Origin of the sequence: Flavobacterium filum DSM 17961, assembly GCF_000425465.1 — a bacterium.
Classification (GTDB): Bacteria; Bacteroidota; Bacteroidia; order Flavobacteriales; family Flavobacteriaceae; genus Flavobacterium; species Flavobacterium filum.
In genome coordinates, this window is sequence record NZ_AUDM01000012.1 from 31,500 (window position 1) to 52,141 (window position 20,642).

The 20,642-nt window shown below is 33.1% G+C and carries 17 protein-coding genes; 11 read left to right on the plus strand and 6 right to left on the minus strand.

All coding sequences use genetic code 11. From position 1 onward, the window contains the following. Positions 1-242 precede the first annotated feature (242 nt). The 4 genes from H601_RS15485 to pbpC all read left to right on the plus strand — a co-directional run bounded on the left by H601_RS15485 (position 243) and on the right by pbpC (position 4,770). A complete protein-coding gene (locus H601_RS15485) occupies positions 243-500 on the plus strand; it encodes a hypothetical protein (protein WP_026711123.1) in 258 nt (85 codons plus the stop codon). Positions 501-570: 70 nt separating this feature from the next. Then, complete coding sequence (locus H601_RS0108545) at positions 571-1,209, plus strand: hypothetical protein (RefSeq protein WP_156900372.1); 639 nt, start codon at positions 571-573, stop codon at positions 1,207-1,209. Positions 1,210-1,375: 166 nt separating this feature from the next. Beyond that, positions 1,376-2,314 carry an AlbA family DNA-binding domain-containing protein gene (locus H601_RS0108550; protein WP_026711125.1) on the plus strand — a complete coding sequence of 313 codons (939 nt, stop codon included), beginning with the start codon at positions 1,376-1,378 and terminating at the stop codon, positions 2,312-2,314. A gap of 80 nt (positions 2,315-2,394) precedes the next feature. Continuing rightward, positions 2,395-4,770 (plus strand): penicillin-binding protein 1C, encoded by a 2,376-nt coding sequence (gene pbpC, locus H601_RS0108555; protein WP_051220704.1) that lies wholly within the window; start codon positions 2,395-2,397, stop codon positions 4,768-4,770. A gap of 30 nt (positions 4,771-4,800) precedes the next feature. Here pbpC and H601_RS16150 read toward each other — a convergent pair whose 3' ends face one another. The 4 genes from H601_RS16150 to H601_RS0108575 form a co-directional block, all read right to left on the minus strand. Next, the gene (locus H601_RS16150) at positions 4,801-7,893 is read right to left on the minus strand and encodes a beta strand repeat-containing protein (protein ID WP_051220705.1); all 3,093 of its coding nucleotides are present in this window, start codon (positions 7,891-7,893) and stop codon (positions 4,801-4,803) included. 181 nt (positions 7,894-8,074) lie between these two features. Further along, positions 8,075-9,043, minus strand: a complete 969-nt coding sequence (locus H601_RS0108565) for a hypothetical protein (protein WP_035655760.1) — start codon at positions 9,041-9,043, stop codon at positions 8,075-8,077. A gap of 122 nt (positions 9,044-9,165) precedes the next feature. Continuing rightward, positions 9,166-10,710, minus strand: coding sequence for an Rne/Rng family ribonuclease (locus tag H601_RS0108570; protein WP_026711128.1), 1,545 nt, complete (start codon positions 10,708-10,710; stop codon positions 9,166-9,168). Positions 10,711-11,114: 404 nt separating this feature from the next. Beyond that, positions 11,115-11,408, minus strand: coding sequence for an HU family DNA-binding protein (locus H601_RS0108575; RefSeq protein ID WP_026711129.1), 294 nt, complete (start codon positions 11,406-11,408; stop codon positions 11,115-11,117). Between the two features lie 133 nt (positions 11,409-11,541). Here H601_RS0108575 and mutY point away from each other — a divergent pair, with 133 nt between their 5' ends. The 4 genes from mutY to gldD are packed head-to-tail and all read left to right on the plus strand — an operon-like array spanning position 11,542 to position 14,940. Then, on the plus strand, positions 11,542-12,579 hold the full coding sequence (gene mutY / locus H601_RS0108580; protein WP_026711130.1) for an A/G-specific adenine glycosylase: 1,038 nt from the start codon (positions 11,542-11,544) through the stop codon (positions 12,577-12,579). 50 nt (positions 12,580-12,629) lie between these two features. Beyond that, positions 12,630-13,061 carry a single-stranded DNA-binding protein gene (locus H601_RS0108585; protein ID WP_026711131.1) on the plus strand — a complete coding sequence of 144 codons (432 nt, stop codon included), beginning with the start codon at positions 12,630-12,632 and terminating at the stop codon, positions 13,059-13,061. Positions 13,062-13,088: 27 nt separating this feature from the next. Next, positions 13,089-14,384, plus strand: a complete 1,296-nt coding sequence (locus H601_RS0108590; RefSeq protein WP_026711132.1) for a gliding motility-associated protein GldE — start codon at positions 13,089-13,091, stop codon at positions 14,382-14,384. Beyond that, positions 14,377-14,940 (plus strand): gliding motility lipoprotein GldD, encoded by a 564-nt coding sequence (gene gldD, locus H601_RS0108595; protein ID WP_026711133.1) that lies wholly within the window; start codon positions 14,377-14,379, stop codon positions 14,938-14,940. The genes H601_RS0108590 and gldD overlap by 8 nt, the downstream gene beginning before the upstream one ends. Before the next feature lie 27 nt (positions 14,941-14,967). On the opposite strand, the gene H601_RS0108600 is transcribed toward gldD, so the two are convergent. After that, positions 14,968-15,333 (minus strand): heavy-metal-associated domain-containing protein, encoded by a 366-nt coding sequence (locus tag H601_RS0108600; RefSeq protein WP_026711134.1) that lies wholly within the window; start codon positions 15,331-15,333, stop codon positions 14,968-14,970. 94 nt (positions 15,334-15,427) lie between these two features. Between H601_RS0108600 and H601_RS0108605 the strand changes: the two genes are divergently transcribed. From H601_RS0108605 to H601_RS0108615, 3 genes are all read left to right on the plus strand, one after another. Then, on the plus strand, positions 15,428-16,294 hold the full coding sequence (locus tag H601_RS0108605; protein WP_026711135.1) for a DMT family transporter: 867 nt from the start codon (positions 15,428-15,430) through the stop codon (positions 16,292-16,294). Positions 16,295-16,380: 86 nt separating this feature from the next. Continuing rightward, positions 16,381-18,114 (plus strand): M43 family zinc metalloprotease, encoded by a 1,734-nt coding sequence (locus H601_RS0108610; protein ID WP_026711136.1) that lies wholly within the window; start codon positions 16,381-16,383, stop codon positions 18,112-18,114. Between the two features lie 11 nt (positions 18,115-18,125). Then, complete coding sequence (locus tag H601_RS0108615; RefSeq protein WP_026711137.1) at positions 18,126-18,506, plus strand: hypothetical protein; 381 nt, start codon at positions 18,126-18,128, stop codon at positions 18,504-18,506. A gap of 91 nt (positions 18,507-18,597) precedes the next feature. Here H601_RS0108615 and H601_RS0108620 read toward each other — a convergent pair whose 3' ends face one another. Further along, positions 18,598-20,637: an insulinase family protein gene (locus H601_RS0108620; RefSeq protein ID WP_026711138.1), complete on the minus strand. Its 2,040-nt coding sequence runs from the start codon at positions 20,635-20,637 to the stop codon at positions 18,598-18,600. Between the last annotated feature and the right edge of the window lie 5 nt (positions 20,638-20,642).

Genomic DNA, 20,642 nt, shown 5'->3' on the forward strand with positions numbered 1-20,642 from the left:
CAGAAAACGTAAAGCAGAATTAACAACATCATATGTAATGCATTTAAAAGGCTATTTTGGAGGCTTAATTTTATTTATAATCGGGTTGATTATCCTTTTAAAGTTAGTTAATTTTTAGTTTATTTTTAAATCAAGTTTTTTTAGATTATTAAAAGTTTGATCATTTGTACAGTTATGTCATTCCGATTTTCCTCCTCGTTGTGTCATTCCGACGCAGGAGGAATCTCATAAAGATTGAGTCGATGTATTTTCATTTTTTATCTGAATATCTGCTTACTGAAAACTGGCAACTTTATATGAAGCCAATCCCTCTTTCCATTCCAAGCTTGTTTGCCAAAGCTGTTTTTTCTAAGCCGACCCAAGAGCTTCTTTTAGTCGCTTTGGGTCCGCAAGAAAAAAGCAGCTTTGGCTGCACAAGGCTTTGCATTTCAATCGGGGCTAGGGGGGTTGGTCCTAGATTTGGAGATATGAATGAGGTTTTAATTAAGAAAATTTATTAACCACATAAGGTAGTTCGTCGGATGCTGGGCTTACTAATCGTAATAATGTTGAACTTCAAATTTTTAAAGTATGAAATTATGTAGTTTTTTTATGCTATTAAGTGCGTTAGTCTCATTTTCACAAAATGATACACTATCAACTTTTGATGTAAAAAAAGTTTGGAATATAGAAGAACAAAAATATTATTATTATGAAAAATTAAATTTAAAAGACGATACATTTAGCCCTACTAATTACATTTTGATAGATAATAAGGTTATCAAATCGAAAAATAAATTTGAAATTATAAAAGATGGATTTTTAGTAAAAGAGATTATCTTTAATACAAATGATAATAAAAAAACAGTGAATATTGTCTATGAAAAAAATATGCTTTATAAAATTCACTGCGAAGAAAGTTCTTTAAAAAAAATTGAGGTTTTCAAAGATTCGCTTATTATGAAAGAGTTTTTTTATGGACTTAATAATCGTATTTATAATTATCATCACACAGATTTTGGATATTTTTTATTTGATCATTTTAATAGCAAGATTTATAAATACAAGGTAATTGTGAAAAAATCTAAAATAGTCAATAAAGTGTTAATTGATACCATAAATGAAAGCGAAATAGCTCAAGACGTTAAAGGTGAATATTTTTATACAAATGATTTTAATGAATCTAGTGAGATTTTTGACAGATTTGTTAATTTATGTTCTAATGGGTGATACGCAAAATAAATAGCTATAGATTAGCAGTAGCAAAAGATAAATGGATTTGCCTGTATTGAATTTCTAATTATGCTCAATTTAGATATGTATTTAATGCTATAATTTGAAAATAGGTTTAGGTTAAAAGCACTTTATAAATTTATATGAAAAAAAAGATTTAGTTATGAATTCAAATTATATTGAAAAAATATTTGGTAAGCCAAGAAATGAATTGTTGTTAATAGATATAGAGGAATATTTCTCATCACCTCAAGAGGAAACATCTGTTGTAGAATTTAAGAGTGGTGAAGTGGAAATAAATGATATTTTTAAAGAAGTAACGGCATTTCTTAATACTGAAGGAGGTTTACTTATAATTGGTTCACCAAGAGAGGTTAATAAAACAATAGGTAAAACTACTATTAAGATTTGTCAAGGATCATTAACTTATTCTAATTTTAAAAATAAAGATTGGCTCTATCAAAAAATTGCTTCTAACATTGTTCCTTCCCCAACGAATATAAAAATTGAGGAATTTATTACTTCTAATGGAAATATATTCATAATTGATATTCCTCAAAGTTTAAATCCCCCACACCAATCATTGTCAGATGGGAGATATTATTTAAGACTTGAACGAGATGCAAAGCCAGCACCTCATGGTATTGTACAAGCATTATTTAATAAAAGGAGAGTTCCTTTAATTGCAGCAACTATTCAAGTTGAACAATTTAATGATTTAAATGATAAAGTCACAATTAGCTTAAGAAATGAATCAAGTTTTCCTGCTGAAAAAGTTTCTTTTATAATTGATGTTTATAATGTAGAAAGTATTAATTCATCTTATAGTTTTAAATTTTTTAAAGATACTTTAGGGAATAAATTTTCTTTATCAAATCATTCTAATCATGTACTAGTTCAAGTTATAAGTATACCAATAGAATTTAATATAAAACATTATAATAAGGAATATTTAGTTTTTGTAGCATATTGGTGTAAAGATTTAGATTTTGACTTCAAATATTTTACGTTTTCTCCAATTGAGAGTAAAGTTGTAACAGAGGCAACATTTAAGGAAGGTAAATTATTAAGTGAAGAATTAGAAAGATTATCTAAACTTTAGTCAAAAAAATAATCATTTGAGAATAGAAATTATTGATAATTTTTTACTCTAAAAAGCTATATTGATTAACTAAAATTGTAATCAACTCCGTGCTCAAACCCCTCCTCCATAAAACCAAAACCAAAATCCTTCAACACAAAATCAAATCCATTTTGTTTTTGCTGGTGTTGATTGGTTATTATTTTTGTTTACCACGAACGCTTTTTTATGAACCCTATTCCACCGTTATCGAAAGCAAAGAAGGTAATTTATTGGGAGCTAAAATCGCTCGTGATGGGCAATGGCGATTTCCGGCGGCGGATAGTGTGCCTGAGAAATTTCAACAATGCATCATCGCTTTTGAAGACCAACATTTTTATTATCATCCCGGTTTTAATCCGATTTCGATGTGGAATGCTTTCAGGCAAAACCGCAAGGCCAATCGCGTCGTCCGAGGCGGAAGTACGTTAACCCAACAAGTCATTCGCCTTTCCCGAAAAGGAAAAAACAGAACGTATTTTGAAAAAATTATCGAAGTAGTTTTGGCTACTCGCTTAGAACTGCGTCATTCTAAAAAAGAAATCTTAAAATTGTATGCGGCTCAAGCTCCGTTTGGCAGTAACGTGGTGGGTTTGGAAATGGCTTCGTGGCGGTATTTTGGCGTGCAATCGCATCAGTTATCGTGGGCAGAAACGGCTACGTTAGCAGTTTTACCGAATGCTCCAAGCTTAATTTATCCCGGAAAAAACCAACAACGATTACTGGAAAAACGCAATCGGTTGTTGCAAAAATTGTATGAGAATAATGTTTTGGATAAACTTTCATACGAAATGGCGTTGCAAGAACCGTTGCCTCAAAAACCGTTTGACTTACCGCAAATGGCTCCGCATTTATTACAAAAAACAGCCAAAAAGCAAGAAGGTCAAAAAGTAAAAACGACTATTGATTTTGCCTTACAAGAACGCTTGAATCAGATTGCTCTAAATTATTATTACCAATACAAACAAAATGAGGTGTACAACTTGGCCATTTTGGTGGTGGATGTCGAAACCCGTAATATTGTGGGTTATGTGGGTAATGCTCCCACCGACAAAAACCACCAAAAAGATGTCGATATTATTTCGGCACCGCGAAGTTCAGGAAGTATTTTGAAACCGTTGCTTTTTGCCGGAATGTTGGATGAAGGCGAATTGTTACCCAATACCTTAGTTCCCGATATTCCCACACAAATTTCGGGTTACACTCCGCAAAATTTTAATTTAACGTATGATGGAGCGGTTCCGGCAAGACGGGCTTTGTCACGGTCGTTGAATATTCCGTCGGTGTTAATGTTGCAGGATTTTGGCGTGTATCGGTTTTATGACCAATTGCAACAATACGGTTTTACGACGATGAAACGGCATCCGAATCATTACGGTTTGTCGCTCATTTTAGGTGGAGCCGAAACCAGTTTGTGGGATTTGTGTAAAACGTATGCAGGACTAACCGGAACATTAAATCAATACCCAAAAAACAATTTTCAATACCGTAAAAATGAATTTTCGGAGTTGAATTATGATTCGGATAAAAAAGTGGATTTCGGAAAATTATCCTATCAAAAAAATATCGTAGGAGCCGGTTCCATTTATTTGACCTATGAAGCCATGAAAGAAGTCAACCGTCCCGAAGGCGATGAAGCGTGGCGATTTTACGATTCGTCATTACCAATAGCATGGAAAACCGGGACGAGTTTTGGGAATCGGGATGCGTGGGCGGTTGGAACGAGTAAAAAATATGTTGTTGGAATTTGGGTTGGTAACGCTACCGGAGAAGGTCGTCCGTTGCTCACAGGTGTAAGTCATGCCGCTCCGATTTTGTTTGACGTATTTAATTTATTGCCCAGAAGCAATTGGTTTGAAAAGCCATTGAACAACATGCAACAAGCTGAAGTTTGTGCTAAAAGCGGTTATTTAGCCAATGAAAATTGTCCGAAAAGCAAACAATGGATTCCGGTCACGGCCAAACAAACGGAACAATGTGCGTATCACAAACTAATCCATTTAGACAAAACAGAACAATTTCGCGTAAATAGCAATTGTGAAAATGTAGATGAAATGGTCACTAAATCGTGGTTTGTTTTGCCTCCGGTAATGGAATGGTATTATAAAAGTAAAAACATGGATTATTGGGTTTTGCCACCATTTCGTTCGGATTGTGAAGACAACCAAACGCCTTTTATGGATTTTATTTATCCGAAGGCAGATAGCAAATTATACTTAACCAAAAATTTTGACAGCGAAGTACAACCGATTATTTTAAAAGTAGCTCATTCGCAACCTAATATCAAATTGTATTGGTATGTAAACAATACGTATTTGGGCATCACTCAAAACTTTCACGATATGCCGTTGAAAGCGACTTCAGGAATTCATTACATAACGGTGGTGGATGAAAATGGAGGAGAGATTAAGCGAAAAGTGGAATTGGTGGTAGAATAAAAAAACCGCCTCAAGTGAGACGGTTCAGTGTTATTCAAGTTCAACTTTTTTTTCTTTAGCTGTAAGTTGAGGTTCGTTTTTGGATTGTCTATTATTTTTTTCTTTATTTTCTTCCAATCGGTTTTCTTCTTGTAGCTTTACAGTTGTTGATTGTGCCGGTTGTATATTATTTTGGTGATAAATTCCTTTTTCTTTGGGTTGATTAAATAATTCAGGCATCAAATATTTACCACTATCATTGGCATCTTTATTGATTTCCACTGCTCTTTTTTCAGGAAATTGTTGCAGATAGGCATCGTTTCTTTCTGAATAAACTTGCCATGAAATTTTTTGATTTGGCAAACCACCTGCAATTTTGAATTGATTGTTGATGATCTCTTCTTTAATGAATACATCAGATTTAGCACCAATAGAAGTTAAATTATAGGAAAAATTGATGTTGATTTTGTCAAAATAGTTTGGAAGAGTCACAGTAGCTTCACCGTTTGCATCTAAAATAACATTTCCACGATAAACGTTAAGCACCTCATTTGATTCTAATGCAAAGTGACGTAAATATTTGGTAGCAGGTTCAGTTGGGTGGTCAATATAGAATGGTTTGACACCGGACGCTCCCATATCGCCATTAGCAAACACTGCAAAACCTGCTGATCCTGCCGGAGTTTGTCCTACTATTCCATTTCCGGTTAAGCTTGTATTTATACCCACAACCGCAGTTCCGGTAGATGAATTTTGACCTTGCACACCTACACCGGCTCCTGTATTGAATCCAATAACACCAATTCCAGAAGAAACACTTTGACCTTGCACGCCTACACCGGTACCTGAGTTTAATCCAAAAACACCAATACCAGTTGATGCACTTTGACCTTCTACTCCGCGACCTGTTCCTGTATTATTACCTAAAACACCATTTCCGGCACCATTGTTAAATCCAAAAACACCAATTCCCGTGGTTAAACTTTGTCCCCTTACACCAACACCGGTTCCTGTGTTATCACCCCATACACCATTTCCCGTTCCATTATTAGTTCCTAAAACACCTGAAGCGGTAGTTGCACTTTGTCCTCTAACTCCAAACGCATTGGCACCGGTCGTACTACCAAAAACGCCAATTCCAGTTGCATTATTATTAAGACCCCACACTCCATAGCGACCCCCTTGAGTTGCTTCTCCAATTACCCCGTCACCACCAGCGTTGTTAGCAAAGCCATAGACACCGGTTCCATTTGTTCCTGTAGCTTGTCCGTAAACACCATTACCAAGATTTCCGGTAGTATTTCCAAAAACTCCAGTTCCTCCGCCTCCATTACTTGTTCCGTAAGAACCAGCTCCATTGGCAACATTGGCAACACCGAAAACTCCTGCACCAATAGCACCAGCTGTTTGACCGTAAACACCATTACCAGTGCTTAAGTTATTTCCAACAACACCTATTCCATTAGCATTATTTGTAAGACCATATACTCCTTGACCGGTTCCTGTGTTTTGTCCGTAAACTGCCACCCCTGAACCGGCAGCATTACCATCAACGGCATTGTTGTTTCCAGTAGCTAAACTATAAAATGTGGAGGTTGCAAATGAAGTTGTAGCATTAACCATTACTTGACCAGTAGCATTTATTCTTAATCGCTCTAATGAATTAGTGGAAAAACCTAAGATGTTAGCACCAATTCTGTACATTCCCATAGTTAAGCCTGTTGCTACATTCCATGAATAAGTAGGTTGAGCGGCATCACCATCATTTAAACTTCGTAATCTACCATTGTTGGTAAAATTAAATCTTTCAGCATTGTTTGTTCTAACTCGAAAGTCCACATTATCCGTTGTTCCAATAAAATTAGTAGCCGGAACAGTTCCGGAATTTCCGGTGGTTAACCATGCAAATCCGTTCAAAGCAGCGGAGGGTGCTTGAAAACTTAAGGCACCTAAAGCATTGTATTGAAGAATTTGCCCAGCTACAGTTGCTGGTCTGGTAGTTGGGAATGAATATCCTGTTACAGTTGGATTCCCAATTTGAAATTGACTGTTTGTGCGTAACACTTTTGCTCCAGTTGTAAATTCTCCATAAATTAGAGCATTATTGGCATCAGCATTCGAATTTTCAATATAAAGGCGATTACTTCCGGTTTCAGAAAAACCGGCTTGATTTCCAATTGCCACATTGTTACTTCCGGTTAAATTGCTAAATAATGATTGAAAACCTATAGCTGTATTGTTTGACCCGGTTGTGTTTTCTCTACTGGATTGAACACCAACAGCAGTATTGTTGTTTCCAATTGTATTGGCGGTCAAAGAGTTTACACCAACACTAGTATTTTCAATACCGGTTGTATTGGCAAGCAAAGAAGCTCTACCCACAGAAGTATTAAAATTACCTGATGTATTTGCTCGTAATGCAAGATATCCAAGTGCAGTATTTGAACTTCCGGTAGAGTTGGTTGTCATTGCATTTCTGCCAAGAGAAGTATTTTGATTACCAGTTGTATTAGAGAATAAATTACCAACTCCTATTGCAACATTTTCGCTTCCTGTTGTGTTTGAAAATAGTGTATTTTCTCCTATACCGGTATTTAAAGTTCCGGTTGTATTAGCATTTAAGACATTTGCTCCAATGGCAGTATTTCTAATTCCTGTTGCGGCAGGATTCAATGAGTTTAAACCAAAAGACGTATTGTTGAGTCCAAGTCTTCCGGCTCTTAGATTATTTCTTCTGAAAATTAAATCAACATCATCAGTTGTACCCAGAAAATTGGTAGTTGCATTAGTTCCACTATTACCAATTAGCGACCAATCAGTACTTAGACCAGCGGCAATTCTTTCCCAAATGGTTCCATTGAAAAAGTAAAAACCAACTGAGGTCACATTGACTGTGGTGCCTGAAGCTGTTCCCGAAACCACGTCATCAATATATACAAGTGTAGAAGTGGGAGTACCAGTCATCACTTGAGCTCTTTGTCTTGAGATTCTTGGAATCAGAATTCCATCAACGTTAGTAGATGGACCAGTAGGATTGGTAGCTGTCACATCAAAAGTGGCTCCTGGAGTAGTTGTACCAATACCAACTTGAGCAGTTGACATAAAACAAGTTAAAACAAAAAATAAAAGTAGAATTTTTTTCATAGACAATCAGTATAATTATTAAAAATAATTGAAAAACAGGTAGTTATGTTGTTTGTTGGCTATGTGTGGTATTTGATTACAAAAGTAATTGATTTTTCAAATACAAATACAAATTAATACGCAAAATCTTGTTATTTGTAAATCAAATTCTACAAAACCAGATTATTGAAGTTAGTACATTTTACATTTCAGCATCCTCTTTTATATTTTCTAAAGTAAATAAATGCAACTGTTGTTCAACCGTTCCTATTACTTTTCTTGAAAATCGTTCATTGGTTATGAAATAATCAGTCCCATTTGTAGTACTGATAGCTTCAATTTGATGAAAAGGAAGTGAGAGCTTTATTTTTCGTTTATTAGCTTTATCGAAATTTGTGTTTTTCCAATCTGAAATAAGGAAAAGAAATGGATTCAATTTTTTGGAATAGCCACAAAGTGAGATTAGGTTTTTGGATGCTAAATAATTAGCTCCGGTTATCAATCCATTAACTTGTAATGTAGTGAGGTATTCCGCTTGATAATTTCCGGGTTCTTTAGGTAAACGATAAACTGCTGTTTGATTTTTAGTCCACTGCTTAGTAAACAAAAACAATTCGTTTTCGGTTGCAATAAATGCCTCACAATCAAAGTTGGTTGTATTGCTTTTTTGTTTAGAAAAATCAGTTTGTTCAGGATACGAAAAAGTGATTATTTCAATATTTGGATTATCAAATAATGAATCTTTTGCTATTTTATAGATGGTTAAATCGGTTCGGTTTCCTTTTGAGTTATTGCCAAAATCACCTAAATAAAAATGGGTTTTGTCTTGTGTAATTTCCTCCCAGTCTTTGTTTTTAATGCCATTTAACTTTATTTTTTGTGTGACTGAACCTTTTTTATCCAATTGATAAAGATGCAAATCAGTATCATCGTTATGCGTATAAAAATGATCATCCCATTCCACTAAACCCGAAGTTTCATTCAATGTGTCAGATAAAATAATAGAAGTAAATTCTTTTATTTTTAGTTTTTTGTAAATACAACTTCCATCGTTTTCAATTGCATTTGAATCATAATTTTTAGCCAAAGTATCTGTGCAGCCCGATTGAGCTGATGTTGTATTTTGGAAAGTAATCCAACAAAAAAGAATAATTAGTAATTGAAATCTCATCAAAAGAAGTAAAAGTAAGTTTCAAAATTAGTGTAAATCCGTGAAATCTGTGTCAAAAACCAAAATTCTGTGAAATTTATCCAAAAAAAAACGTCCACCAAATAAATGGCAGACGTTCAGTTTTATTCTTTTATTACATTACCGTCTTTATCATAAAATTGGTATTGTAAAAACGTGTAAGCATCACGAGGTATGATTTTCACCCACTTTTTATGTTCAAAAAACCATTTTGAACGTAATGATGGAAAACCTTTGGTTAGGTATGCTGCCACAAAAGGATGTGCGTTGAGCACTAATTTTTTGTGGTCTTTTAGTCGTTCAACATCAAGAGAAATTTTATCAATCACTTGGATAGGAGCATCTATTTCTCCGGTACCGTTATTAGGATCTTCTTCTCGGGTTTTAATGTTGACTTCCGGTCTTACGCGTTGTCTAGTGATTTGGATTAATCCGAATTTACTTGGCGGTAAGATTTTGTGTTTTGCTTTATCATCGCTCATTTCTTCACGAAGAAAATCAAAAAGTACTTTTCTGTTTTCAGGATTTTGCATGTCAATAAAATCAACTACAATTATTCCACCCATATCTCGTAAACGCAACTGTCTGGCTACTTCTGCAGCGGCAATCATATTTACTTCTAAGGCGGTTTCTTCCTGGTTTTGAGCTTTATTAGAGCGATTTCCACTATTCACATCAATAACGTGAAGAGCTTCGGTATGTTCAATTATCAAATAGGCACCTTTACTCATGGAAACTGTTTTTCCGAAAGAGGTTTTGATTTGACGCTCAATGTGGTACTTTTCAAAAATCGGTAATTCTTTTGATTGATATAGCTTCACGATGTTAGCTTTTGAAGTGTCTATTTCTTCAATAGCATCTTTTGTTTGCTCAAACAACTCTTCATCATCAATGTAAATTCCAGTGAAAGTATCGTTGAAAATGTCTCTTAAAATAGAAGAGGTTCTGTTTACTTCACTTAATACTTTTGAAGGATGATGAGCTGTCGGTAATTTTTTACACATGGCAGTCCATTTGTTTAATAACTGCTGCATGTCTTGGTCGAGTTCGGCTATTTTTTTGCCTTGTGCTACTGTACGAACAATAACACCAAAACCTTTAGGTTTGATGGATTGGACAAGTTTTTTTAAACGGTCTTTTTCTTCTTTGGAATCTATTTTTTGAGAAACAGAAACTCTATCAGAAAAAGGAACTAATACAATGTATCTTCCCGCTAAGGAAAGTTCAGAACTAATACGTGGTCCTTTTGTTGAAATCGGTTCTTTTACGATTTGCACCAAAACGGATTGATTAGCACTTAAAACATCGGTAATGGTTCCGTCTTTGTCAATCTCTTTTTCAAACTGAAAGTTTTTAAGGGAGAAATCTTTTAGTTTACCTGTGCTTACAAGTTTAGTGAATTTTAACAAAGAAGGTAGATTCGGACCTAGGTCGTGGTAATGTAAAAAGGCATCTTTTTCAAAACCTAAATGCACAAAAGCTGCATTAAGACCCGGTACCGGTTTTCTGATTTTAGCAATAAAAATATCGCCTACTTGAAAACCGTTTTTGCTTTCTTCTTCTTTGTGTAATTCTATTAGTTTTCCATCTTTTAATATGGCAAAATCTACAGCATCGGAACCTGACCTAATGATCAATTCTTTATTCACGGTGTAAATTTTTATCTATACCTTTTAGTTTGGTGATGGGTTATGGGTTATGGGTTATGGTTTGGGGTGATTAGTGAAAAAAGAATTGCTAAACACAATTAATTTAACTCCAATTTACCTTTTACCAATTACCGTTTACCAATTACCACCTTAAAAAACAGAATTGTACAGATGGATTAAACAATATTTTAAACAGGTAGTTTTTGTACCCGGTGAAACAGTTATTGTTTTTTACTGTTTCATTTCAAAGAACTTGTTGTAAAAGAAAAAAGTAGTTTAGAACTACTTTTTCTTTTTGTGACGGTTAGCTCTCGCTCTTTTTTTACGTTTGTGCGTCGCTACCTTATGTCTTTTTCTCTTTTTTCCACTTGGCATAGTGTGATCTTTTTGCTATTAATAATAATTTATACTGTAACTTCAGTGTTTGTTTTTACACCTTCTACAAAAACCTTAGCCGGTTTGAATGCAGGGATGTTGTGTGCAGGAATTTTGATTGTAGTGTTTTTAGAAATGTTTCTTCCTGTTTTTTCAGCTCTAGTTTTGATGATAAAACTTCCAAAACCTCTTAAATAAACATTGTCTCCTGTTTCAAGAGAGTTTTTTACCTCCTCCATAAAAGATTCAACTGTTGCTTGAACATCTCCTTTTTCAAGTCCTAATTTTTCTGAAATCTTCGCTACGATATCTGCTTTCGTCATTTTGTTTCGTTTTAATTTTTATGTGTAAATTTTTGAGAGTGCAAATATACAAATTAAAAAAACAAATATTCAAGCATAATTGATTAAAATTTAATCACATAAAGATATACTTTTGTTAACCTAATTAAAAACTATGGATTTTTCTAAAAAGCTTATTGCATGGTATTTAGAAAACAAAAGAGATTTACCTTGGCGAAATACAACTCATCCTTATCCGGTTTGGCTATCTGAAATTATACTTCAACAAACTAGAGTAGCTCAAGGATTACCTTATTTTGAATCGTTTTTGAACACTTTTCCAACGGTTTTTGACTTAGCAGAAGCCTCCGAAGAAGAGATTTTAAAGCTTTGGCAAGGATTAGGCTATTATTCAAGAGCCAGAAATTTACATCAAACCGCAAAAACGATTGCTATTCAATACAATGGAGAATTTCCAAAAACATACAAAGAATTGCTACAATTAAAAGGTGTTGGAAGTTATACTGCTGCAGCTATTGCTTCATTTTGTTATGAAGAGCCGGTTGCTGTTTTAGATGGAAATGTGTTTCGAGTACTTTCTCGATACTACGGAATTGCAACAGATATTTCTTCCCCGAAAGGGAAAACTGAATTTACAGCATTGGCAAATGAAGAGATGAGTCGCCAACATCCATCACAGTATAATCAAGCCATTATGGAATTTGGAGCTTTGCAATGTGTTCCTAAAAATCCGGATTGTATGGTTTGTGTTTTAAAAGATAGTTGTGCAGCTTTACAATATAAAAAAGTGAATGAGCTTCCGGTAAAGTTGAAAAAAACAAAACAAACGAATCGTTACTTTAATTATTTAATCGTAGAAGATGAACATCAATACATCGAAATTCAAAAACGAACACAAAAAGGGATTTGGCATAATTTGTATGAATTTCCATTGATAGAAACGGAAGGTGAAATGGATTTAAAAGAGCTTTCCAATCTTATTGAAAAAGAATCAGTAGTCGAACATTCTATTTTAGAAATTATTGAAATGAATGAGGAAAGTATTATTCATCTTCTTTCGCATCAAAAGTTATTTATCAAATTTTGGTGGATAAAAACGGGAGGTAAAAATACAGCAGCCCTTTCATGGGAAGAAATTAAAAAAAGACCATTTCCTATTGTTGTTTACAATTTTATTGAAAAGTATTTCTAATGTTGTAATTAATTTGTAACTTTGATTTAATCCAAAAACAATAAAATTATATGAATGCCACATTGAATAAAGTTATGTTGATTGGTCACTTGGGTGACGACGTAAAAATGCATTATTTTGAAGGAGGAAATTGTATCGGTCGATTTCCATTAGCTACGAATGAAGTTTACATCAACAAATCGACTAATGAAAAAATTACGTCAACCGAATGGCACAATTTGGTTGTACGAAACAAAGCCGCCGAAATTTGTGAAAAATATTTGTCCAAAGGTGATAAAATTTATGTTGAAGGCAGAATTAAATCCAGACAATGGCAAGCAGAAGACGGTCAAACAAAATATACCACCGAAATTCAAGTTACTGAATTTACGTTTTTGACCACTAAAAAAGAATCAGAATACAATAAACATACAGTTGGGAATGTTCCTGATTCAATAAAAAATTCTAATTTTGACCCACATAATAGCCACGACGATCATTAAATAGAAGTTTAATTAAAACCCTTTCATTTGGACTCAGACCCCTCGAGTTTTTTTTCCGATTATACTACTGGATTATTGCCCGGCATTTTGGGCATATTATTTTTGCTTGTATTGTCAGCATTGATTTCCGGTGCTGAGGTGGCATTGTTTTCACTTTCGCAAAAAGATATAGATGATGCTGTAGATAAAAACACAACTGCAGGAAATCGTATAATTTCACTGTTAGAAAAACCAAAAAAATTATTGGCAACGATTTTAATTGCGAATAATTTTATTAACATTGGTATCGTCATTATCTTCTCCTTTATTAAGGATGATTTATTTAATCAAATTCAATATGAATGGTTGCGGTTTACCGTTGAAGTTGGAGTAGTAACTTTTTTGATTCTCTTTTTTGGTGAAGTTTTGCCAAAAGTATATGCGAATCGAAACAATGTTACGTTTTCAATTTTTATTTCATTTCCGATAGAAGTTTTGAATACGCTTTTAGTGCCTTTAAATATGCCTATGAGGGCGATAACACTCTTTTTGGAAAATAAGTTAGCGAAACAAAAAAGTAATATTTCTGTTAATCAACTTTCACAAGCATTAGAATTAACGTCAAATGAAGATACTTCGCAGGAAGAACAAAAGATTTTAGAAGGCATTGTTTCTTTTGGGAATACAGATACCAGCCAAGTTATGAGTCCGAGAATAGATGTGTTTGCTTTGGAAATAGAAGAATCATTCAAAGATGTTTTAACGAAGATTTTAGACAAAGGTTATTCGAGAATTCCGGTTTACCGAGACAATATTGACCAGATAGAAGGCGTTTTATTCGTTAAGGATTTATTACCGCACATAGATAAAACAGATTTTAATTGGACAACCTTGTTAAGAGAACCGTTTTTTGTGCCGGAAAATAAAAAATTGGATAATCTTTTGAAAGATTTTCAAGGCATGAAAAATCACCTTGCGATTGTGGTAGATGAATATGGAGGAACTTCCGGAGTGATTACTTTGGAAGATATTATTGAAGAAATTGTGGGTGATATTAGTGATGAATTTGATGATGAAAACATCAATTATTCACAAATTGATGAACGAACTTTTTTGTTTGAAGGCAAAATCAATTTGAAAGATTTTTACAGAATTGTGGATGTGAACGAAGATTGGTTTGAGAGCAAAAAAGGAGAAGCCGAAACATTAGCCGGATTTATTTTAGAAATTCTCGGCACTTTTCCTCGTAAAGGACAAAAAATTGGTTTTGACAATTGTACTTTTATAATTGAATCGGTTGATAAAAAAAGAGTAAAACAAATAAAAGTAGTGGTAGATGAATAAAATAGTCAAGTTAGTATGTTTGAGCATATCCTTTTTATTGTTGTGGAGTTGCAAGGAAGAACTTTTACCCAAGCCAAACGCCTTACTTCGATTGGATTATCAACTAGCCCAATACGAGCGATTTGATAGTCCGTGTGCCTATCAATTTGATTACAATATTGATGCTAATTTAAAAGTAAATGAAAAATGCGATATCACGATTCAATATCCTAAAATGAAAGCTACGGTTTATTTGACGTATCGAAAAGTGAACAATAACATCAATGATTTATTAAAAGATGCCCAAAAACTTACCTATGAACATGTTATCAAAGCGGATGAAATTGTTGAAACGCCGTTCATCAATACTCAAAATAAAGTATATGGCATGTTTTATCAAGTAGGAGGAAATGCCGCTACTAATACACAATTTTACGCCACCGATTCTATCAATCATTTTGTGACCGGTTCGGTTTATTTTTATACTAAACCTAATTTTGATTCTATCATGCCGGCAGCAAGTTATATCAAAGATGATATGAAAACGTTATTGGAGACAATGAGTTGGAAGAAATAAAAAAGAGTTCCTAAGAACTCTTTTTTATTATGATTTTACATCACTTACTTTATATGTTTTTCCGTCGGCAGCTCCTTCAACGGTTTGAACTAAAATTTCAGGTGTGATTTTGTTCGCATCGTATTCTACGGTTGCTTTTTTCGCTTCAAAATCAATTTCTGCTTTTTGAACACCGTCTAATTTCGCTAATTTTTTTTCTAAATGCCCCGCACAACCAACTTCGCAGTGCATGCCTTCCACTGTAAAAGATGCAGTAGCCAATTGAGCCGGTTGATCTTGTGTTTTTTCGGTCGTAACCGAAGTGGTTTCTGTGTTTTCTTTTGCTTCATTTTTGCAGCTGACCATTATTACAGCTGATAATGTTATAACAGAAAGGAGATGAGAAATTTTCATACTTAATTTAATTTAAAAGACATTACAAAAATAACATTTTTTTCGCTGATTATTTGCCAAAATTAACGGAGTTTTGTGACTTGAAAATTGATACATGGAAAACAAAAACCTCCGATTCGTTTATTTAGCCATCCTAGCCTTAGTTTGGGGTAGTTCATTTATCTTAATTAAACGTGGATTACTAGGGTTAAATCCATTTCAATTGGGCTCTCTTCGCATTGTTTTTGCGGCTCTTTTTTTATTGATAATTGGGTTTAACAGTATTAAACATATTCAGCTTAGGCATTGGAAATACTTAGCCTTAACGGCCTGTTTTGGTACGTTTGTTCCGGTTTTTTTGTTTTCCTATGCACAAACGCAAATAAGCAGCACAATTAGTGCCATACTTAATTCCCTCACACCATTGAATACTCTTTTGTTGGGAATATTATTGTTTAAAGTAGATTTCCAACGCCGGCAAATTTTTGGAGTTTTTTTCGGTTTAGTAGGAAGTTCATTGCTGATTTTAAATGGTGCAGCCACGCATCCTGACCAAAATTATGCCTATGCTATTTTGTTGATTTTAGCTTCTATTTGCTATGCTTTGAATGTCAATTTCATTAAACGATATTTGTCAGATTTGAGTCCGCTTAGTATTACCACCGGAAATTTTGTGGTCATGTTAATTCCAGCTTTAATAGTGATGTATTTCTCTGGATTTTTTGAGGCTGTTCAAGTAAAACAAACACAAGATGTGATTATTTATATCGCTATATTAGGAGTGGTGGGAACTGCTTTAGCCAATATTTTATTTTACCGATTAATACAGATTTCATCACCTGTTTTTGCTTCATCCGTTACGTATCTTATTCCGGTAGTAGCCTTTTTTTGGGGATTATTAGATAATGAAGGACTGACGTTTGTTCAATTAATAGGAGCGGTAATTATATTCATTGGCGTGAATTTATCTAGTATAAAATAAAGTAATTTATACAAATTTTTTAATCATAACAATAGATTTTGTAAAAATTTTAACTTAATATTGCTTTTAGGTATAATTGATATTTTATGAAAAATAAATTTTGTTTCTTTGTTTGTTTGTTTGTTTGTTTTAATTTGGTTAATGCACAACAATGTGGTTATGAATCTTTTGAGGATAATCATAGTTTTGAAAGAATTCCTTCAACAATTTTATCACTTCAAAATCAGAGATTTTGCATAAATGTAGTTTTTAGAATTGTCAGAAATAATGATGGAACTAATGGCTATAATGTAAGTAATATTCCAATTATTTTATCTAACTTAAATTTAATTTTTAATCCACACAATATTTACATTAATGAATTAATCTCTCATGATTATATTAATAGTTCAGATTTAAACAATAATACTGGTTCTGTAAATATTGGACATATTCCAAATGCAATCAATATTATTTGTGTTAGTAATTATACATATGCTGGAATAGCTTTTTTAGGGAATGCTATTAGTCCTCCGAGAGTTTTAATAAAAAAAAGTGGATTAATTTCTCAAGATAATGTATTAGCACATGAAATAGCTCATTGTTTAGATCTTAAGCATACGCATCAATGTTCATATTATCTCAATCCTCCACCTTTTTTCACACTTTCATGTGCAGAAAACCCTAATGGTTCAAATGGTTCGACTGCAGGAGATGAAGTTGCTGATACACCTGCTGATAGATATTTAACACCCCAGCAGTATATACCATGGAATATAAATTTATATAATCCTGACAAAACTAATATTATGTCTTACTATTTAAATGCTAAAGATCATTTTACAATTGGTCAAGCGAATAGAATGAAAAATGCTTTAGTTCAAAATCCATATCTTCAAAGTATACGTTCTTATAATTGTGCGAAAATAAACGGTAGTAGTAGATTGTGTTTAGGAAATGTGAAAGAATATTTTTTGACAGGTACTAATTTTAATTCCCCATCATATAATTGGAGTGTTACAAATAATTTACAAATTATTGGTTCTTCGAATAATTCAAACGTTACAATAAAAAGAATAAATTCAAATGGTCCTGCAATTATGAATGTTTTGATAAATGGTACTATTTCTAAATCTAAAAGAGTAAGATGCTCTTTTTGGGGTTTTAGATTAATTGGAGTATATGATTGGGTGAGTAAGGATTATGAAAATATGGGTTTAATAGCACCGGTTGATTATGAGGATATTGATGAAGACGACCCAACAATATCATATTTATGGGAAATTAAAGAAAATACAACAATAGAAAATTTAAATTCTAATTTGGTAAAACCTTACTTTATAGGAAATCAATCTGTAAATACCTATGAGTATTCAAGTCAAACAAACCAAGCCATTATTAATTGGGGTAACATAACAAATAGTTATCTGATTTCTTGTTATGAAATAACACAATCTGGTGAAAAAAATTTAATAAGTGAGAATTATGTTGATGTAGGTGACTCAAAAAACAACCCTTGTTTTAAGGATGATTTTCAGGCAGTTATAGTGCCAAACCCAGTTCAAGAAAATAAAATTAATATCTTAATTAATAAATCAGATAATATTTCTCCTTGTAATTATAGAGATATAAATGAACCTTTGTTTTTTAATGATAAACTAGATAAAATTGATAATTTAATATCAATTTTTGATTATTTCGGAAATCAAATTTATAGAAATGTTTTTGACAAGAATGAATTTACAATTGAAAATTTAAATTTAGTAAGCGGTAATAATTATGTTGTTAATATTTATACAAATGAAGGTGGTTTTTTACAAAAAGTAATAATTGTACAATAAAAATAAATTTTATGAAAAGATTGATGTTTTTTTTAATTTTTAGTATCCAAATAAGTTGCTCAGATAATTATGATGGAATTAATACATTACAATTAAAATTAAGTGGAACTTGGGAAAATACTGGATATTATGATGATGTAGTTAATCCTGATAATCCTGATCTAGGAGGGTACTATCCAATACCAAATGGTATTACTATAACATATTCCTCAACAACATTTTCTTCAACTTATTTAAATGAACCTTTTGAAGAAGGTACATTTATTGTTACTGAAGATAGCATATTAAAACACAATTCATCAGTAATTGGTAAAATTAAAATTTTAAATGAATCAGAATTGATAGTAATTAATTTATCTCAGTTAGGTGGTGTTAGATATACAAAAATTTAGATTTTTTTTAATTAATGTAGAAGTGTATTTAAATGAAAAGACCGTTTAAAAAATTAAGAAACGGTCTTTTCGTTCTATAAATTAGTGTAAATTATTTAAAATCTTCTTCTGAAACTCCTTCGTTAATTTTAACTTCTGAAGTTGTCATTTCTAACTCTACTCCAATATTTAAAGTGGTTTTATGTGGAACTTTTACGCCTTTAACTTCTTTGTAATCGGCATAGTTTGTTGTTTGGGTCATTTTTTGTCCCATTTGTTCCATTTCTTTAGCTTCTGCAACTTTCAATCCAGATTTTACATCATAAAAATAAGTTGTTTTTCCGCTTTTTACCTTATAAGCATCAGCACCGTTCACATTTTCTATTCCTCCTAGAGAAATTGAATTATCATTCAAAAGATTTAATTCTTCAAAAGGATAAGCCGAGGCTTTCATATCTTTTAATTCATCAGCAGTAAAATCTTTACGTTGCCCTTGTTGAACCATGTAGCCTCCGGTTGCATTCACTACTTGTTTCATCATGGTCATGCCCATCGCTTTCATTTCAATGGCCATTTTGTTTTCGGCACTCACTTTGGTAGTCAATTCTAATGCTGTTCCTTGAATTATTCCGCTGGATTTAGTCATGATGGTTTTTACATCGGCAACCGCTTTTTGACCACCAATTGCAGCTAGATATTTTTCTAATACAGATTTAGCAGTCACATCAGCAGAGGCAGTTTTAGCAACCGGTTTTTCTACTTTATTTCCATATTTATCAAAGTAAAAGATTGGAATATTTAATTTTTCTAAACCGGGTAATACATCGGCACCTTTACTCACCACAACAATTCTTAAATTATCAGCTAAAAAATATTTTTTGGCTACTCTTAAGATATCGTCTGCTGTAACCGCGTTGATGTTTTTGATGTAATTTTCATAAAAATCAGCCGGTAAACCTTGCGTTTTGGTTTGTAATGCATAACGAGCCACTGTTGTTGGTTTTTCAATGTCCATAACAAATTTTCCAACATATCCGGCTTTCACGTTTTTCAACGTTTCTTCAGTAACTTTTTCAGTTCTGATGCGTTTGATTTCTTTCAAAATTTCAACAACAGCACTATCCGTTACAGCATTTCTTACTTGAGTAGTAGCACTAAAATTGGAAACATATTTGCTACCTCTCAAACCTGAACGAGCACCGTATGTCCATCCGTGAGCTTCTCTTAAATTCATGTTCAAATAACTATTGAAATCACCTCCCAAGATTTGATTGGCTACTAAAGCTGCAAAATAATCTTTGTCGGTCATTTTTAAGTTCGTGATATGAACAGCTGCAATTTCTGATTGAACAGCATTTGGTGCATCAACAAAGTTAATTTGCGTATATTGAACATCTTTTGGTTCAGAATAGCTTACTTGAGGTGCAATACCTTTTTTCCAAGTACCGAATAAACGCTCAACATCCGCTTTTACTTTTTCAAATTTTACATCACCAACAATTACTAAATAAGCATTTTGTGGAGTGAAATAAGTAGCATAGTTTTGATTAACATCTGCTAATGAAACATTATTAATGGTTTCTTCACTTAAATATTCACCATTAGGATGATTTTTTCCATATGCTAATACGCGTTGAACTCTGCCGGCAATAGCTGGAACGCTTTTCTCTTGTGACTTTAAACCTTCAATTAGTTTAGATTTTTCTTTGTCAAATTCTTCTTGTGTAAACACCGGGTTTAAGGCACCATCGGCCATTAATTCCAAAATACGGGTCGAATATTTAGAAAGACCACTAGCAAAAGCACCATTAGCATCAAAACTAATATTGGCTCCTAAAAAGTCAACTTCTTCGTTGAAGGCATCTTTTGAAATGGTTTTTGTGCCATTACCAATCATGCTGCTTGTCATATCAGCAACCCCTTTTTTGGTACCTTCTGCATACGGAGCATTATCAATTGTTAAGTTATAGGAAACTCTGGGTAATTTATTGTTTTCAACTACCAATACTTTTAAACCGTTCTTTAATTCAAAAGTTTGTGGTTTACCAATATTGATTTTTGGAGCCGGTCCCGGTTTTGGTTGGGGTCTATCTTGTGCTTGCATAGTTATAGATAAAAACAAGCTGGTTGCTATGAGGATTAATTTTTTCATGTGAT

Bases quoted from the DNA above. Each gene is read 5' to 3' on its own strand.
- H601_RS15485 (WP_026711123.1), top strand. From the start codon at position 243: ATGTATTTTCATTTTTTATCTGAATATCTGCTTACTGAAAACTGGCAA.
- H601_RS0108545 (WP_156900372.1), top strand. From the start codon at position 571: ATGAAATTATGTAGTTTTTTTATGCTATTAAGTGCGTTAGTCTCATTT.
- H601_RS0108550 (WP_026711125.1), top strand. From the start codon at position 1,376: ATGAATTCAAATTATATTGAAAAAATATTTGGTAAGCCAAGAAATGAA.
- H601_RS16150 (WP_051220705.1), bottom strand. From the start codon at position 7,893: ATGAAAAAAATTCTACTTTTATTTTTTGTTTTAACTTGTTTTATGTCA.
- H601_RS0108565 (WP_035655760.1), bottom strand. From the start codon at position 9,043: ATGAGATTTCAATTACTAATTATTCTTTTTTGTTGGATTACTTTCCAA.
- H601_RS0108575 (WP_026711129.1), bottom strand. From the start codon at position 11,408: ATGACGAAAGCAGATATCGTAGCGAAGATTTCAGAAAAATTAGGACTT.
- mutY (WP_026711130.1), top strand. From the start codon at position 11,542: ATGGATTTTTCTAAAAAGCTTATTGCATGGTATTTAGAAAACAAAAGA.
- H601_RS0108585 (WP_026711131.1), top strand. From the start codon at position 12,630: ATGAATGCCACATTGAATAAAGTTATGTTGATTGGTCACTTGGGTGAC.
- gldD (WP_026711133.1), top strand. From the start codon at position 14,377: ATGAATAAAATAGTCAAGTTAGTATGTTTGAGCATATCCTTTTTATTG.
- H601_RS0108600 (WP_026711134.1), bottom strand. From the start codon at position 15,333: ATGAAAATTTCTCATCTCCTTTCTGTTATAACATTATCAGCTGTAATA.
- H601_RS0108605 (WP_026711135.1), top strand. From the start codon at position 15,428: ATGGAAAACAAAAACCTCCGATTCGTTTATTTAGCCATCCTAGCCTTA.
- H601_RS0108610 (WP_026711136.1), top strand. From the start codon at position 16,381: ATGAAAAATAAATTTTGTTTCTTTGTTTGTTTGTTTGTTTGTTTTAAT.
- H601_RS0108615 (WP_026711137.1), top strand. From the start codon at position 18,126: ATGAAAAGATTGATGTTTTTTTTAATTTTTAGTATCCAAATAAGTTGC.
- H601_RS0108620 (WP_026711138.1), bottom strand. From the start codon at position 20,637: ATGAAAAAATTAATCCTCATAGCAACCAGCTTGTTTTTATCTATAACT.